General features: G+C 58.4%; 15 protein-coding genes. 9 read left to right on the forward strand and 6 right to left on the reverse strand.

Translation table 11 applies throughout. From position 1 onward, the window contains the following. Positions 1 to 7: 7 nt before the first annotated feature. Positions 8 to 1,324, reverse strand: a complete 1,317-nt coding sequence (locus PspR76_RS05775; protein ID WP_159954340.1) for a nucleotide sugar dehydrogenase — start codon at positions 1,322 to 1,324, stop codon at positions 8 to 10. A gap of 900 nt (positions 1,325 to 2,224) precedes the next feature. Beyond that, positions 2,225 to 3,004 (reverse strand): peroxide stress protein YaaA, encoded by a 780-nt coding sequence (yaaA, locus tag PspR76_RS05780; protein ID WP_159954341.1) that lies wholly within the window; start codon positions 3,002 to 3,004, stop codon positions 2,225 to 2,227. 119 nt (positions 3,005 to 3,123) lie between these two features. Here yaaA and PspR76_RS05785 point away from each other — a divergent pair, with 119 nt between their 5' ends. The 5 genes from PspR76_RS05785 (at position 3,124) to moaE (ending at position 7,308) form a co-directional block, all read left to right on the forward strand. Next, entirely contained in the window at positions 3,124 to 4,248 is a 1,125-nt protein-coding gene (locus tag PspR76_RS05785) for a polysaccharide deacetylase family protein (RefSeq protein ID WP_159954342.1), read from the forward strand. A 348-nt stretch (positions 4,249 to 4,596) separates the two neighbouring features. Next, a complete protein-coding gene (locus PspR76_RS05790) occupies positions 4,597 to 5,991 on the forward strand; it encodes a PhoH family protein (RefSeq protein WP_012722339.1) in 1,395 nt (464 codons plus the stop codon). A 152-nt stretch (positions 5,992 to 6,143) separates the two neighbouring features. Continuing rightward, positions 6,144 to 6,617, forward strand: a complete 474-nt coding sequence (gene moaC / locus PspR76_RS05795; RefSeq protein ID WP_159954343.1) for a cyclic pyranopterin monophosphate synthase MoaC — start codon at positions 6,144 to 6,146, stop codon at positions 6,615 to 6,617. After that, positions 6,614 to 6,856 carry a molybdopterin converting factor subunit 1 gene (moaD, locus tag PspR76_RS05800; protein WP_159954344.1) on the forward strand — a complete coding sequence of 81 codons (243 nt, stop codon included), beginning with the start codon at positions 6,614 to 6,616 and terminating at the stop codon, positions 6,854 to 6,856. Before moaC ends, moaD begins: the two co-directional genes overlap by 4 nt. Before the next feature lie 2 nt (positions 6,857 to 6,858). Continuing rightward, positions 6,859 to 7,308 carry a molybdopterin synthase catalytic subunit MoaE gene (gene moaE, locus PspR76_RS05805; RefSeq protein WP_159954345.1) on the forward strand — a complete coding sequence of 150 codons (450 nt, stop codon included), beginning with the start codon at positions 6,859 to 6,861 and terminating at the stop codon, positions 7,306 to 7,308. Between the two features lie 164 nt (positions 7,309 to 7,472). On the opposite strand, the gene rhlB is transcribed toward moaE, so the two are convergent. Beyond that, complete coding sequence (gene rhlB / locus PspR76_RS05810) at positions 7,473 to 8,954, reverse strand: ATP-dependent RNA helicase RhlB (RefSeq protein WP_159961337.1); 1,482 nt, start codon at positions 8,952 to 8,954, stop codon at positions 7,473 to 7,475. Between the two features lie 96 nt (positions 8,955 to 9,050). Next, positions 9,051 to 9,707 carry an alpha/beta hydrolase gene (locus PspR76_RS05815; protein WP_159954346.1) on the reverse strand — a complete coding sequence of 219 codons (657 nt, stop codon included), beginning with the start codon at positions 9,705 to 9,707 and terminating at the stop codon, positions 9,051 to 9,053. A gap of 347 nt (positions 9,708 to 10,054) precedes the next feature. Between PspR76_RS05815 and PspR76_RS05820 the strand changes: the two genes are divergently transcribed. From PspR76_RS05820 to PspR76_RS05835, 4 genes are all read left to right on the forward strand, one after another. Continuing rightward, positions 10,055 to 11,086 carry an amino acid ABC transporter substrate-binding protein gene (locus PspR76_RS05820; RefSeq protein ID WP_159954347.1) on the forward strand — a complete coding sequence of 344 codons (1,032 nt, stop codon included), beginning with the start codon at positions 10,055 to 10,057 and terminating at the stop codon, positions 11,084 to 11,086. Positions 11,087 to 11,158: 72 nt separating this feature from the next. Continuing rightward, positions 11,159 to 12,340, forward strand: coding sequence for an amino acid ABC transporter permease (locus PspR76_RS05825; protein WP_159954348.1), 1,182 nt, complete (start codon positions 11,159 to 11,161; stop codon positions 12,338 to 12,340). 10 nt (positions 12,341 to 12,350) lie between these two features. Further along, positions 12,351 to 13,448 carry an amino acid ABC transporter permease gene (locus tag PspR76_RS05830; RefSeq protein ID WP_159954349.1) on the forward strand — a complete coding sequence of 366 codons (1,098 nt, stop codon included), beginning with the start codon at positions 12,351 to 12,353 and terminating at the stop codon, positions 13,446 to 13,448. Between the two features lie 11 nt (positions 13,449 to 13,459). Next, on the forward strand, positions 13,460 to 14,224 hold the full coding sequence (locus PspR76_RS05835) for an amino acid ABC transporter ATP-binding protein (protein ID WP_003171943.1): 765 nt from the start codon (positions 13,460 to 13,462) through the stop codon (positions 14,222 to 14,224). A 52-nt stretch (positions 14,225 to 14,276) separates the two neighbouring features. On the opposite strand, the gene PspR76_RS05840 is transcribed toward PspR76_RS05835, so the two are convergent. Continuing rightward, positions 14,277 to 14,765: a type II toxin-antitoxin system MqsA family antitoxin gene (locus tag PspR76_RS05840; protein ID WP_159954350.1), complete on the reverse strand. Its 489-nt coding sequence runs from the start codon at positions 14,763 to 14,765 to the stop codon at positions 14,277 to 14,279. Then, entirely contained in the window at positions 14,762 to 15,073 is a 312-nt protein-coding gene (locus PspR76_RS05845) for a type II toxin-antitoxin system MqsR family toxin (RefSeq protein WP_159954351.1), read from the reverse strand. The genes PspR76_RS05840 and PspR76_RS05845 overlap by 4 nt, the downstream gene beginning before the upstream one ends. Positions 15,074 to 15,205: the final 132 nt, after the last annotated feature.

Raw genomic sequence — 15,205 nt, forward strand, 5'->3', positions numbered from 1 at the left:
GTTGCTGTTACCAGCAAATGCCTTCGGTGCGGCCGGTCACGCTGGTGGCCTTGGACATGAAGCCCACCAGGTCGACCACTTGCTTGCCGTGCGGGGCGTTATGCGCCAGGGCACGGAATTTCTCGTCGCGGTTGCCGAGGATGATCACGTCGGAGTTGTTGATCACATCGTCGAAGTCCGAGTTGAGCAGGGACGACACGTGCGGGATCTTGCCCTCGATGTAGTCCTTGTTGGCGCCGTGGACACGCGCATATTCGACGTTGCTGTCGTAGATGCTCAGGTCGTAGCCCTTGCCGATCAGCATTTCCGCGAGTTCCACCAATGGGCTTTCGCGCAGGTCATCGGTGCCGGCCTTGAAGCTCAGGCCCAGCAGCGCGACTTTGCGTTTGTCGTGGCTTTCGACGATGTCGAAGGCGTTCTGCACCTGGGACTCGTTGCTGCGCATCAGCGAGTTGAGCAGCGGCGCTTCCACGTCCAGGGAGCTGGCGCGGTAGGTCAGGGCACGCACGTCTTTTGGCAGGCACGAGCCGCCGAACGCGAAGCCTGGGCGCATGTAGTACTGGGACAGGTTGAGGGTCTTGTCCTGGCAGACCACTTCCATCACTTCGCGGCCATCGACGCCGACAGCCTTGGCGATGTTGCCGATTTCGTTGGCGAAGGTCACCTTGGTGGCGTGCCACACGTTGCAGGTGTACTTGATCATTTCGGCAACGGCGATGTCCTTGCGGATGATCGGTGCGTCGAGTTCTTCGTACAGCGCCTGCAGGACGTCGCCGGAGGCTTTGTCGAACTCGCCGATGACGGTCATCGGTGGCAGGTCGTAGTCGGCGATGGCGGTGGATTCACGCAGGAATTCCGGGTTGACCGCAACACCGAAGTCGACGCCGGCTTTCTTGCCGGAGCAGTCTTCGAGGATCGGGATGACCACATTGGCCACAGTGCCCGGCAAGACGGTGCTGCGCACCACGATGGTGTGGCGGGTGGTCTTGTCACGCAGGACAAAACCGATCTCGCGGCATACCGATTCGATGTAGTTGAGTTCCAGGTCGCCGTTTTTCTTGCTTGGCGTGCCGACGCAAATCATCGACAAGTCGGTATCGCGGATGGCTTCGGCGAAGTTGGTAGTACCGCGCAGTCGACCGGTCTCGATCCCTTGGCTCAACAGTTCACCCAGACCCGGTTCAACGATTGGCGATTTGCCCGCATTGATCAGGTCAATCTTTTCCTGGGAGATGTCTACGCCGACCACTTCGTGGCCACGGGCAGACAGGCAACCGGCACAGACTGCGCCAACGTAACCTAAACCAAATATGCTGATGCGCATCGCATTTACCTCTTTGTCATTGAAGACGATATTAATCATGCCAATTAGATGGCCGGAGTTCATGTTTGCAAGCGTCACAGTTGCCACGAAAGTTGGGCGAATAGACGCCGACTTACCGTGTGCAGGCATGTTAAATAACGAGTGACTAACGATTGCACTCAAGGTGTGCGAAACATGGCCTTGTTATTGGTACTTGCCCTGAAATGCAGCCGGCCTTCCTGGGAGAAGGGCCTGGCGCCAGTGCCGCAGAGCGTTGATAGAGGCATAAAGCCTCTAAATATCAATGCCTTGGGTTTTCTCACTGACCCATTAGGGGAAGCTGAGCCTTGGCCTTTTAGTGGGTGGCAATTCATCCTTGTCGCCGCTCTTAACTAATCGGTTGGTAATATGACCACGCAGTCAAAGTGTATGTGACAACTTTGCTACTTCCATTGGTCGGTCATGTAAGTCATCTCTTACAGCAACAGAGAATTTCGTTACCGGTGGTATGAGCGGTGCTTTGGAGTGAAGTTCCTGGCCACTCATCCTGTTTCCGGAAATTTCTTGAAATATTAGAAAAGATGGCACTGGTACTATACTGATAGCACTTGCTATTTGGGCCAGTAGTTATAGGGAGTTGGCGCGCAGGGATAGTTTTGTGCCACTACCTTTTAAAAAAAGTGGTGCCACTACGAAAAAATTTCTGAAATGTCGAGTGAAAGATTCGTTAGGAATGCGTCAGGATGTTTTTTGACGCCAAATAAATGACGGTCTTTGGTGTGGAGCGCAGATAAAAATGTGGGAGCTGGCTTGCCTGCGATAGCGGTATTCCAGTCAGAGATAAGTCGACTGATACACCGCTATCGCAGGCAAGCCAGCTCCCACAGTTGATCTATGGCGGCCGTGAGCGTGTGTACGGCCTTATTCCGGTGCGTGATCGCGCAAGAACACCAGGTTATCCGGCTTGGACTGCTCCGCATTGAAGCGATAGCCCTGTACATCAAACTGCTTGAGCTTGGCCGGGTCGTTGATGCGCTCTTCGATCACGAAGCGGCTCATCATGCCCCGCGCTTTCTTCGCGTAGAAGCTGATGATCTTGTATTGGCCGTTCTTCAGGTCCTTGAACTCGGTATTGATGATGCGCGCGTTCAGCGCCGTGCGCTTGACCGCCGAGAAGTACTCGTTGGAGGCCAGGTTGAGCAGCATGTCATCACCTTGCTCGGCGAGTGCCTCGTTGAGCCATTCACTGATACGGGTGCCCCAGAAGGCATAGAGGTCTTTGCCACGGGCGTTGGGCAGTTTGGTGCCCATCTCCAGGCGGTACGGCATCATCAAGTCCAGAGGGCGCAGCAGGCCGTACAGGCCCGAGAGCATGCGCAGGTGGTCTTGGGCGTAGCTGAAGTCGGCGTCGCTGAAGGTCTCGGCGTTGAGGCCGGTGTAGACGTCGCCCTTGAAGGCCAGCAGGGCCTGCTTGGCGTTCTCCGGCGTGAACGCGGGCGTCCAGCTGCCGAAGCGCGCGGCGTTGAGGCCGCCGATCTTGTCGGAGACGTGCATCAATTCGCTGATTTGCGCCGGGCTCAGTTCACGCAATTGTTCGATCAGCTCCTGGGAGTGGTCGAGGTATTGCGGCTGGGTGAAGCGCGGGGTTACCGGCTTGGACTCGAAATCGAGGGTTTTGGCGGGGGAAATCACCATCAGCATGAACTTGGCTCCTTTAAACGTGGGGGGATTCTAGGGGGTTGGGGCTTTTGACTCCACCTATGATGGCGATAGGCACGATCCGCTATGATGGGCGGTGATTCTGGAGAGGGAGACCCTAGGTGCGAATTGCGCTTTTATTATCAGCTTGCCTGTTATGCCTGACCGCCAATGCGGCGCCGGTGGAGGTGGCCAGCCTGGACCGCGGCACCTGGCCGGAAAAACTCAGCAGCCCGGCGCTGTTCGACGTGGCCTCGCGCGCCGAAATCCTGATGTTCGCCCACAGCCTGCTCGCCAGCGAGAACCAGGACGAAACCGCGCTCAAGCAACGCCTGGGCCTGAAGATCATCAACCTGGCCGCCATCGATGACCTGCGTCGCCAGCTCTGGCAGCGCCTGCTGGAAAACTACACCTTCGCCCAGCAAAGCTGTGAAGAAGACGCCTCGTTCTGCTACCTGGTGGAAAACATGGACGACCTGCGCGAGCAGGCCGGCAAGTTCCAGGTCAGCGACAACTCCTTCTATATAGGCTGGGCCGGCCCCAGCCATAATTTCCACGAACGCTACCTCGACGAACTGCTGCGCAAAGCCGCGCTGTTCCCGCAGATCGGCAGTGAAGTGCTGCGTTTCGGCGATCACGAGCGCAATGGCGATGAATTCAACGACCGCCTGTTCCTGCTGACCTTCGACGGCGGCCCGGCACCGGTCAGCGGCAATACCGACTGGCTCACCGATTACCTGCGCAAGCAGAAGATGAACGCCACCTTCTTCGCCCTCGGCAGCAGCTTGCAGACCCGCGTGGAGCGCAGTTCCGCCGCCGATGTGCAGGCGTTGTACCAAGGCCAGTGTGTAGGCACCCAGGGCTGGCAGTATCGTTCCCACAGCCATTGGGTCGACTGGCAAAGCTCGATCACCCGCAGCGCCTCACTGGCGCAGAACCTGATGCCGGAAAACTACGTGCCGCTGTTTCGCCCGCCGTATGGCCAGCGCCGTGCCGACAGCCAGGGCTTCTTCCAGTCCCAGGGTTTGCAGGTGGCGTTGTGGGACATCGATTCCCAGGACGAGCCGGGCAAACTCAAGGCCGATGAGTCGGCGCAACGGGTGCTGACATTGATGTTGCTGTGGCGCAAAGGCGTGATTGTGTTTCACGACACCCAGGACAAGGCGCGGGTCGCATTGCCGATGTTGCTGCAGGCAACGGCGCAAAGTGGGCTGGGTTGGCAGGACTGCCGGGAGGCGTTTCGCTGAAAAAGCTGAAGTGCCCGGCCCTGTTGGGGATGAGGCATTTTTGGGGTGATTTTGTGCGACATTTCGATGCAGGTGGACTTCCGACTTTAACGGGGTGGCTGGCACTCGGCTAGTGCTATTCGTCATCCTGAAAAATAAACTTCAAAAAAGCGTCAAAGTGCTTTTTCCTGTCATGGTTTTTGCGGTATTACGAAGTCAGATCGCCGAAACCTGCAACACAGGTGGCGTCTTCCAAGACTCCTCATGTGGGCACTGCACTTGACGTCACTCAGGTGCAGTCGGTGGTCGAATCGAGGCGCAGCACTGTTGTGGTATTGCGTCGACTGGCTCCCACAAAGGTGACCGAGTATGGATGATCATGGACGTAACCCTTCTTCCGACCAGCCAATCCTTTATGTGCTTGATACCAACGTATTGATCCACGATCCAAACGCACTGCTTAATTTCGAAGAACACCACGTCGCCATCCCGATGATCGTGCTTGAGGAGCTCGACAAACTCAAAAGCGGGCACCACAGCGTTGCCGCCGAATGCCGCCAGGCCATCCGCCTGATCGACAAGACCCTGGGCGAAGCCTCACCCGAGGACGTTGAGGTCGGCGTGCCGATCCAGCGTGGCAAAAGCGGGCCCAAGGGCTTGCTGTCGATTCTGATGAGCAAGCGCAGCGAGCCCAACAGCCTGCTGCCGGAAAACCTCAACGACAACAAAATCATCAACCAATTGATCGACCTGCACGCGCGTGACAAGGACCTGCGCCTGGTGCTGGTGACCAAAGACATCAATATGCGCCTCAAGGCACGAGCGTGTGGGATCGCTGCCGAGGACTACAGCACCGACCAGCTTGTCGACGACGTGTCGATGCTGTCGCGTGGTTATCACACCGTGACCGGCTCCTTCTGGGACCTGGTCAGCAAGGTCGAAACCCGTCAGGACCATGGCCGCACCTGGCATCAGGTGCAGTTGATCGACAACCTGCCGGCCGTGCACATCAATGAATTCATTATCGACGAACAGGGTTTTGTGGGCTGGATCAAAGAGATCCAGGTCGACAAGCTGCTGATCCTCGACCTGCATCAGGAACCCCTGTTGCACCAGGAAGCCTGGGGCCTGAAACCGCGTGACATCTACCAGAGCCTGGCGCTGTATGCGCTGCTCGACCCGGACATTCACCTGGTCAACCTGACCGGCGCCGCAGGCTCGGGGAAAACCATCCTCGCCCTGGCCGCCGCCATCGAGCAGACCATGGTGACCAAGCGTTATCGGCGCATTATCGCCACCCGCAGCGTGCAGGGCCTGGACCAGGAAATCGGCTTCCTGCCCGGCACCGAAGCGGAAAAAATGGAGCCGTGGCTGGGCGCTATCACCGACAACCTCGAAGCCTTGCACATGGATGACGAAAACACCCATGGCAGCGTCGATTACATCCTCAGCAAAGTGCCGTTGCAGTTCAAATCCCTCAACTACATCCGAGGTCGCAGCTTCCAGCAAAGCCTGATTTTGATCGATGAATGCCAGAACCTGACGCCGCACCAGATGAAAACCATCATCACGCGTGCCGGTGCCGGTTCCAAAGTGGTGTGCCTGGGCAACCTGGCACAGATCGACACCCCTTACCTGTCCGCGACCAGCTCCGGGCTGACTTACCTGACGGAACGCTTCAAAGACTTCCCGAACGGCGTGCACATCGCGCTGCAGGGTGTTCCTCGTTCGATTCTGGCCGAGTACGCCGAGTCGCATCTATAACCCACCAAACCATGTGGGAGCGGGCTTGCTCGCGAAAGCGGTGATTCAGTCGATATCTGTATTGGCTGACACACCGCCTTCGCGAGCAAGCCCGCTCCCACATTTGATCTGTGTTGGGTTTACAATCGGGCCTCCTGATCAGGAGTATCCCTGTGCTGACTCATCTCGATTCCCAAGGTCGTGCCCATATGGTCGACGTCACCGACAAAGCCGTGACGTTCCGTGAGGCGGTGGCCGAAGCGCGGGTGCGCATGCTGCCCGAGACCCTGAAAATGATTGTCGACGGCGCCCACCCCAAGGGCGACGTGTTTGCCGTGGCCCGCATTGCCGGGATCCAGGCCGCCAAAAAAACCAGTGATCTGATCCCGCTGTGTCACCCGCTGATGCTCACCGGCGTCAAGGTCGAGCTGAGTGCCGAGGGCGTGGACGCCGTGCGTATCCTGGCGCGCTGCAAACTCAGCGGCCAGACCGGCGTGGAGATGGAAGCACTGACCGCCGCCAGCGTCGCTGCACTGACGATCTACGACATGTGCAAGGCGGTGGACCGTGGCATGACCATCGAAAGCATCCGCCTGCTGGAAAAACTCGGCGGCAAAAGTGGGCATTTCAAGGCGGACCAGGCATGAGCATCAACGTATTGTTTTTTGCCCGCTACGCCGAAGCGGTGGGCTTTGATTCGCTGGAGATGGAGGGCGATTTCGCCACCGTCGATGCCGTGCGCCTGGCGCTGGCCGGTGACCCGGAGTTTGCGGTGCTCAATGAAACCAGCCTGATGTGCGCGCGCAACGAAGAGCTGTGTGGCCTTGATGAGCCGGTGCAGGCCGGTGATGAAGTCGCCTTTTTCCCGCCTGTAACTGGAGGCTGAGCATGGCCATTCGTGTTCAGGCCGAGGCGTTTGACCCAGGCTTCGAAGTCAATGCCATGCACGCGGCGAATGTCGGCGTGGGCGCGGTGGTGAGTTTTGTCGGCTATGTGCGCGACTTCAATGACGGGCGGGATGTGTCGGGGATGTTTCTTGAGCACTACCCTGGCATGACCGAAAAAGCCCTGGCCAAGATAACGGTCGAGGCCGAACAGCGTTGGCCATTGCTCAAGCTGGAAGTGCTGCACCGGATCGGCGCGCTTGAACCGGGCGAGCCGATTGTTTTCGTGGCTGCCGCCAGCGCGCATCGCCAGGCGGCGTTTGATGCCTGTGCGTTTGTGATGGACTACCTGAAGACCCGCGCGCCGTTCTGGAAGAAAGAAAACACGCCGGAAGGCCCGCGCTGGGTGGACGGGCGGGGCAGTGATCACGCCGCGGCGGATCGCTGGAAATAAACACCTGACTAAAGGTGTATGGAGATCCAAATGTGGGAGCCGGGCTTGTGTGGGAGCTGGCTTGCCTGCGATACAGGCACCTCGGTTTTTCAGTTGCACCGAGGAGATGCTATCGCAGGCAAGCCAGCTCCCACATAGCCAGCTCCCACATTTTTAACCGCGTTTCAGGCTTGAGGGCGTTTACGCTCCACAGCCCGCAACAAATGCGTCGGCGGTGTTTCGCAGCTGATCTTGCGGCCCAGCAAGGTCTCAATCGACGGCAGCTGATACGAATCATCCTCGCCCGCAAAGCTGATCGACACACCCGCGGCCCCGGCACGGCCGGTACGGCCAATACGGTGCACGTAGTCGTCCGGCACTTCCGGCAGGGTGAAGTTGATCACGTGGCTGATGCCGTCAATGTGAATCCCGCGCCCGGCCACGTCGGTGGCCACCAGCACGCGAATCTTGCCTTCGCGGAAACCTTCCAACGTCTTGATGCGCTTGTGCTGTGGCACGTCGCCGGACAGTTGCGCGGCGTTGACGCCGTCACGCACCAGGCGCTCTTCGATGCGGCGCACTTCGTCCTTGCGGTTGGCAAAGACCATTACGCGTTCCCAGCCGTTGTCGTTGACCAGGTTGTACAGCAGCTTGTACTTGTCGGCACCGGCTACGGCGTAGATGTGCTGTTCGACGTTTTCACTGGCGACGTTCAGCGCTTCGATCTCGACGATGGACGGGTCGGTGGTCCACTGCTTGGCAAGGTTCATCACGTCTTCGGTGAAGGTCGCGGAGAACAGCAGGGTCTGGCGCTCGTTTTTCGGCGGGGTCTGGCGAATGATCTGGCGCACTTGCGGGATGAAGCCCATGTCGAGCATGCGGTCGGCTTCGTCCAGCACCATTACTTCGACCATGTCCAGGTGCACGTCGCCGCGCTGGTTGAAGTCGAGCAGGCGGCCCGGCGTGGCGACCAGGATGTCGCAGTGACGCGCTTCGAGGTGCTTGAGCTGTTTGTCGAAGTCCATGCCGCCCACGAACGTCATGACGTTGAGGCCGGTGTACTTGGTCAGGTCGGCGGCGTCCTTGGCAATCTGTACCACCAGCTCGCGGGTCGGCGCGATGATCAGTGCACGCGGCTCACCCATGTAGCGCTCTTTGGGCGGCGGCGTTTGCAGCAACTGGGTGATGATCGAGATCAGGAACGCAGCGGTCTTGCCGGTGCCGGTCTGGGCGCGGCCGATGGCGTCTTTGCCCGCGAGGGTGAAGCCCAGCACTTGCGCCTGGATCGGCGTGCAGTACGGGAAACCCAGGTCCTGGATGGCGTGCATCAGTTCCGGGGCCAGTTTGAAATCGTGGAAGCGGGTTTTGCCTTCCTGGGGCTCGACGACGAAGTCTTCGAGTTTCCATGGCGTCACGGGCGGTTTGGGTGCGCGCTCGCGGCGGGGGGCTTTGGGTGCAGGCGCAGGCGTTGGCGCTACCTCGGCCGGTTTCGCCTGTTCAGGCTGTGTCACCGCAGGCGGCTTCGGCGTGGCGACAGGTGCGGTCCGCTCGGGCTGTTTACCGTCGTTGCGGTGGCCGGGCTTGGGGGCAGGAGCACTGGGAACAGGCGCGAGCGGCTCAGCCTCGCTTTTGCCGAACATCTTCTTAAGTGCTTTGAGCACGGTGATCTCATTAATTGATTAAGGAATGTACGCCGGCCAGTGTAATGCAAGAATCGGGCGCGGCGTAGTGCGTCTGTCATACGGCTACATAATGTATGGATTTCAGCCCAGGCGGGCGGCCAACCAGGTGCCTATGTCGTGTATCTCCTGGGGTAACACTTCGTGACCCATTGGGTATTCCTGCCATGTCACGGTGACACCACGGCTCTTCAAATGCTCGTAGGCGCTGCGACCCATGGCGTTCTGCACCACGTCATCGTATTGGCCGTGCAGGCACAGGGCCGGAATCCGCTGCTGGCTGGCGGAAATTTCCAGCTCGTCACCGAAGGTCGGCGCATAGGTGGAGAGGGCGATGACGCCACCCAGCGAGCCCTGCCATTTCAGGAACGCGGTGTGGAAGACCACGGCGCCGCCTTGCGAGAAACCGGCGAGGAAAATCCGCGAGGCGTCTATTCCGCTGCTCTTTTGCTCCTTGATCAAATCCGTGACCATTTTGGCCGACGTTTCCAGCTCTTCCAGGCTGATCGAGCGGGCCGGGCTCATGGCCTTGATGTCGTACCAACTGGGCATCTCGTAGCCGCCATTAATAGTCACCGGACGGGTCGGCGCCTGGGGCAATACAAAGCGTGTGGTCAGCAAAGTTTGCTGCAACGCTTCGGCCACCGGCAGGAAGTCGTAGCGATCGGCACCCAGGCCATGCAACCAGATTACGCAGGCGTCTGCGGGCTTGGCGGGCTGAAGAATCAAGGGTTCGGTCATGTCTGCTCCATATATGTGCGTGCGCTCCGATTGGGTGCATCGGAACGGGGCGCGACAGGTTCATTTGTTAAGAGAATGTCGCAAGTTTGAAAGTTTTACTGTTGACCATGGGCTGAATCGACTCAGCCACCACTCTGGTACGGGGCTTGCTATGTGTAGATCGATGTCAGAACTATCTTAGGACGGTAACACTATCAGTGACTGCCGCTTGTGGGATAGCAACTGGAATTACTGCAACAACTTCATGCCGCTTGACCCCAAAAAAAGCCAACACGGGTCGATATCGCCTCATAAGGGTGCGCTGAGGTTGGAGCTCCGACACAACAAGAGCAAAACTGGAGGTTTGAATGAAGGTATTGAAATCCACCCTGGCCATCGTAAGCGCGGCCGCTGTACTGGGTGTCAGTGGTTTTGCCCAAGCCGGCGCCACCCTGGACGCTGTGCAGAAGAAAGGCTTCGTACAATGTGGCGTGAGTGACGGCCTGCCGGGTTTCTCGGTGCCGGATGCCAGCGGCAAGATCCTCGGGATCGACGCTGACGTTTGCCGCGCTGTAGCTGCTGCCGTTTTCGGTGACGCAACCAAGGTCAAATTCAGCCAGTTGAACGCCAAGGAGCGTTTCACCGCGCTTCAATCCGGCGAAGTCGACATCCTGTCGCGTAACACCACCATGACCAGCTCTCGCGATGCGGGCATGGGCCTGAAATTCCCGGGCTTCATCACCTACTACGATGGCGTTGGCTTCCTGGTTAACAACAAGCTGGGCGTGAAAAGTGCCAAGGAACTGGACGGTGCAACCATCTGCATCCAGGCCGGTACCACCACTGAGCTGAACGTTTCCGACTACTTCCGCGCCAACAACCTCAAATACACCCCGATCACCTTCGACACCTCCGATGAAAGCGCCAAGTCGCTGGAATCCGGTCGTTGCGACGTGCTGACCTCCGACAAGTCCCAACTCTACGCACAGCGCAGCAAGCTGGCCTCGCCGAAAGACTACGTGGTACTGCCGGAAACCATTTCCAAAGAACCGCTGGGCCCGGTCGTGCGTAACGGCGACGACGAGTGGCTGGCCATCGTGCGCTGGGTTGGCTACGCCATGCTCAACGCTGAAGAAGCCGGTATCACCTCGAAAAACGTTGAAGCTGAAGCCAAGTCCACCAAGAACCCGGACGTTGCGCGTCTGCTCGGTGCTGACGGCGAATACGGCAAAGACCTGAAAGTGAAAAAAGACTGGGTCGTACAGATCGTCAAGCAGGTCGGTAACTACGGTGAAGTGTTCGAGAAAAACCTCGGCAAAAGCACCCCACTGGAAATCGACCGTGGCTTGAACGCACTGTGGACCAACGGTGGCATTCAATACGCACCACCTGTGCGCTGATCGCTGATGGTTCTATCACCCGGTGGGCCAACCACCGGGTGATGTTCTGTTCCATTATTTCCGGGGCACTTCATGCAAAATCAAATCGGCGCACCAAAGCAGAAGCTCAGCTTCAGCGATCCCAAAGTGCGTGCGTGGCTCTTCCAGATCATCACGATTGTGGCGGTGATCTCGCTGGGCTGGTACCTCTTCAACAATACCCAGACCAACCTGCAACACCGGGGCATTACCTCGGGTTTCGACTTTCTTGAGCGCAGTGCCGGCTTCGGCATCGCGCAGCACCTGATCGACTACACCGAATCGGACAGCTATGCCCGGGTCTTTGTGATCGGTTTGCTCAACACTTTGCTGGTGACCGTGATCGGTGTGGTCCTGGCGACCCTGCTCGGTTTCATCATCGGCGTGGCGCGGCTGTCGCCCAACTGGATGATCAACAAGCTGGCGACGGTGTATGTGGAAGTGTTCCGCAACATTCCGCCGCTGCTGCAGATCCTGTTCTGGTACTTCGCGGTATTCCTGACCATGCCGGGGCCGCGCAACAGCCATAACTTCGGCGACACCTTCTTTGTCAGCAGCCGTGGCCTGAACATGCCGGCAGCGATTGCCGCCGATGGTTTCTGGCCATTCGTGGTCAGCATCGTGGTCGCCATCGTGGCAATCGTGCTGATGGCGCGCTGGGCCAACAAGCGCTTTGAAGCCACCGGTGTGCCGTTCCACAAGTTCTGGGCGGGCCTGGCGCTGTTTATCCTGATCCCGGCGTTGTGCGCCTTGATCTTCGGCGCGCCGCTGCAATGGGAAATGCCTAAGCTGCAAGGTTTCAACTTCGTCGGCGGCTGGGTATTGATCCCCGAACTGCTCGCGTTGACCCTGGCGCTTACCGTCTACACGGCAGCGTTTATTGCCGAGATCGTGCGTTCGGGCATCAAGTCCGTCAGCCACGGCCAGACCGAAGCGGCGCGCTCCCTGGGCCTGCGCCCTGGGCCGACGCTGCGCAAGGTCATCATCCCGCAAGCCTTGCGGGTGATCATTCCGCCGCTGACCAGCCAATACCTGAACCTGGCGAAAAACTCGTCGTTGGCCGCCGGTATCGGTTACCCGGAAATGGTTTCGCTGTTTGCCGGCACGGTGCTTAACCAGACCGGCCAGGCCATCGAGGTTATTGCCATCACCATGAGCGTGTACCTGGCGATCAGCATCAGCATTTCCCTGCTGATGAACTGGTACAACAAGCGCATTGCGCTGATCGAGCGGTGAGGAAACGCACATGACTTCGCATACTTTCAAACCTGATATGCCGCCACCGAACAAAGTCTTCGGGCCGATGGCATGGATGCGCGCCAACCTGTTTTCCAGCTGGCTCAACACCTTGCTGACGCTGTTGGCGTTCTACCTGATCTACCTGATCGTGCCGCCGATCCTGCACTGGGCCATCCTCGACGCCAACTGGGTCGGGACCACGCGCGCCGATTGCACCAAGGAAGGCGCCTGCTGGGTGTTTATCCAACAGCGCTTCGGGCAGTTCATGTACGGCTACTACCCCGGCGACCTGCGCTGGCGTGTGGACCTGACCGTGTGGCTGGCCATCGTTGGCGTGGCGCCGTTGTTCATCTCGCGTTTCCAGCGCAAGGCGGTCTACGGCCTGAGCTTCCTGGTGCTGTACCCGATCATCGCCTACTGCCTGCTGCATGGCGGCGTCTTCGGCCTGACCAACGTGGCCACCAGCCAGTGGGGCGGCCTGATGCTGACCCTGGTTATCGCCACCGTCGGCATCGCCGGCGCCTTGCCGTTGGGCATTGTGCTGGCGTTGGGGCGGCGTTCGAACATGCCGGCGATTCGTGTGGTCTGCGTGACCTTCATCGAGTTCTGGCGCGGCGTGCCGTTGATCACCGTGCTGTTCATGTCGTCGGTGATGCTGCCGTTGTTCCTGCCCGAAGGCATGGGCATCGACAAACTGCTGCGGGCGTTGATCGGCGTGATCCTGTTCCAGTCGGCCTACGTGGCTGAAGTGGTGCGCGGTGGCTTGCAGGCGATTCCCAAAGGTCAGTACGAGGCCGCCGCAGCGATGGGCCTGGGTTACTGGCGCAGCATGGGCCTGGTGATTCTGCCGCAAGCCCTGAAGCTGGTGATTCCGGGCATCGTCAACACGTTTATTGCGCTGTTCAAGGACACCAGCCTGGTGATCATCATCGGCCTGTTCGACCTGCTCAACAGCGTCAAACAAGCTGCCGCCGACCCTAAATGGCTGGGTATGGCCACTGAAGGCTATGTGTTCGCCGCCCTGGTGTTCTGGATTTTCTGTTTTGGTATGTCGCGCTATTCCATTCATTTGGAACGCAAGCTCGACACAGGCCACAAGCGTTAGGAGTTGTTGTTATGAGCGAAGCGATCAAACAGCCTGTGAGCCCTGAAGGCATTATCCAGATGCAGGGCGTCAACAAGTGGTACGGCCAGTTCCACGTGTTGAAAGACATCAACCTCAACGTCAAGCAGGGCGAGCGTATCGTGCTGTGCGGCCCGTCGGGTTCGGGCAAGTCCACCACCATCCGCTGCCTCAACCGCCTGGAAGAGCACCAGCAAGGGCGCATCGTGGTCGATGGCGTGGAACTGACCAACGACCTCAAGCAGATCGAAGCGATCCGCCGCGAAGTCGGCATGGTGTTCCAGCACTTCAACCTGTTCCCGCACCTGACCATCCTGCAGAACTGCACGCTGGCACCGATGTGGGTACGCAAGATGCCCAAGCGCAAGGCTGAAGAAATTGCCATGCACTACCTGGAGCGTGTGCGCATTCCGGAGCAGGCCCACAAGTTTCCGGGGCAACTGTCCGGCGGCCAGCAACAGCGTGTGGCGATTGCCCGTGCGCTGTGCATGAAACCGAAAATCATGCTGTTTGACGAACCGACCTCGGCACTAGACCCGGAAATGGTCAAGGAAGTACTCGACACCATGATCGGCCTGGCCGAAGACGGCATGACCATGTTGTGCGTGACCCACGAAATGGGCTTCGCCCGCACCGTGGCCAACCGCGTGATCTTCATGGACAAGGGCGAGATCGTCGAACAGGCGGCGCCGAATGACTTCTTCGACAACCCGCAGAATGATCGGACCAAGTTGTTCTTGAGCCAGATTCTGCATTGATCGATGCTTGAAACGATAAACCCGGCCTGGTGCCGGGTTTATTTTTGCCTGTCTAAGAGGCTTTGAGGGCTTCTTGTGTTTCGTGGTTGATGGTGTGAGTGAAGGCGTTGCGCAGGTCCGCACCTTCGGCCAACTCTTTGGCGTCGGTGAGTAAGTGGGGGTAACGATCCAGCAGGCGCATCAACACCATCAACGGTTTGGGCGGTGTTATTTCGCCGCGTTCGTAGCGTGAGAACGCGTTGTGCCCGCCACCGGACAGTAGTTCTACGGTTTGTTTTTGCGTGAGGTGCAGCTTGCGGCGGATACGCTTCAGTTCGGCGCCCATCATCCGTCGGGCGGCGTGGAGTAGCTCGTCACCTGCTTTAGCGTGGCGCTCGGAGCTGTCAGCGTCATACATGCCGTCCTCGCACAGTTGGCATTCCCAGCCCGAGAGGTCATCAACGCGCTGCTCCATGCCTTTGATACGTAGGGTTTCACTGCGCCCCTCAAAACGCACCATGGCGTCAGGGGTACCACAGATGAAGCAGTGTTGGGTTTTCATGGGTTCATCCCTTTGAAGGAGATCACGGGTGGGTTACTGCCGGAGCAGTAAGTGACCTTGATGTAAATCTCCAGACCATGTGATTGGATGTGGTAGACGTCATGCCAGACGCGGTGATCGGCATAGGTCGTCATCGATTTGTACAACATCCTGTTTTGCAGTTTGAAAACGATCATTTGCATCTGCGCGAGATCAAGGTCGAGAGCCTCTGCGGTTCTCTTTGCCCCCCGTGTAAAAGCCCTGGCGCCAAGCCGCCTCACATCAGCCTTTATCATCGCCAGATCGTAATGAGGTGTGTACTTTTCCATAAGACACCTGCGTCCAATAATTACCCTTATAGGGTAATTTTACCAATCGAAAATTCAGTTCTTTTTGTTGCCCCCAAACCCTAGTGCGTTGCCTTTGTAGGCAACTCCTAATAGGCTGTAGGAAAATTCATC

The sequence above is a fragment of the Pseudomonas sp. R76 genome (assembly GCF_009834565.1).
Taxonomy (GTDB): domain Bacteria; phylum Pseudomonadota; class Gammaproteobacteria; order Pseudomonadales; family Pseudomonadaceae; genus Aquipseudomonas.

Excerpts from the sequence above, each read along its gene's own strand:
- PspR76_RS05775 (WP_159954340.1), bottom strand. The coding sequence starts at position 1,324 with ATGCGCATCAGCATATTTGGTTTAGGTTACGTTGGCGCAGTCTGTGCC.
- yaaA (WP_159954341.1), bottom strand. The coding sequence starts at position 3,004 with ATGCTGATGGTGATTTCCCCCGCCAAAACCCTCGATTTCGAGTCCAAG.
- PspR76_RS05790 (WP_012722339.1), top strand. The coding sequence starts at position 4,597 with ATGGATGATCATGGACGTAACCCTTCTTCCGACCAGCCAATCCTTTAT.
- moaD (WP_159954344.1), top strand. The coding sequence starts at position 6,614 with ATGAGCATCAACGTATTGTTTTTTGCCCGCTACGCCGAAGCGGTGGGC.
- moaE (WP_159954345.1), top strand. The coding sequence starts at position 6,859 with ATGGCCATTCGTGTTCAGGCCGAGGCGTTTGACCCAGGCTTCGAAGTC.
- PspR76_RS05815 (WP_159954346.1), bottom strand. The coding sequence starts at position 9,707 with ATGACCGAACCCTTGATTCTTCAGCCCGCCAAGCCCGCAGACGCCTGC.
- PspR76_RS05820 (WP_159954347.1), top strand. The coding sequence starts at position 10,055 with ATGAAGGTATTGAAATCCACCCTGGCCATCGTAAGCGCGGCCGCTGTA.
- PspR76_RS05825 (WP_159954348.1), top strand. The coding sequence starts at position 11,159 with ATGCAAAATCAAATCGGCGCACCAAAGCAGAAGCTCAGCTTCAGCGAT.
- PspR76_RS05830 (WP_159954349.1), top strand. The coding sequence starts at position 12,351 with ATGACTTCGCATACTTTCAAACCTGATATGCCGCCACCGAACAAAGTC.
- PspR76_RS05835 (WP_003171943.1), top strand. The coding sequence starts at position 13,460 with ATGAGCGAAGCGATCAAACAGCCTGTGAGCCCTGAAGGCATTATCCAG.
- PspR76_RS05840 (WP_159954350.1), bottom strand. The coding sequence starts at position 14,765 with ATGAAAACCCAACACTGCTTCATCTGTGGTACCCCTGACGCCATGGTG.
- PspR76_RS05845 (WP_159954351.1), bottom strand. The coding sequence starts at position 15,073 with ATGGAAAAGTACACACCTCATTACGATCTGGCGATGATAAAGGCTGAT.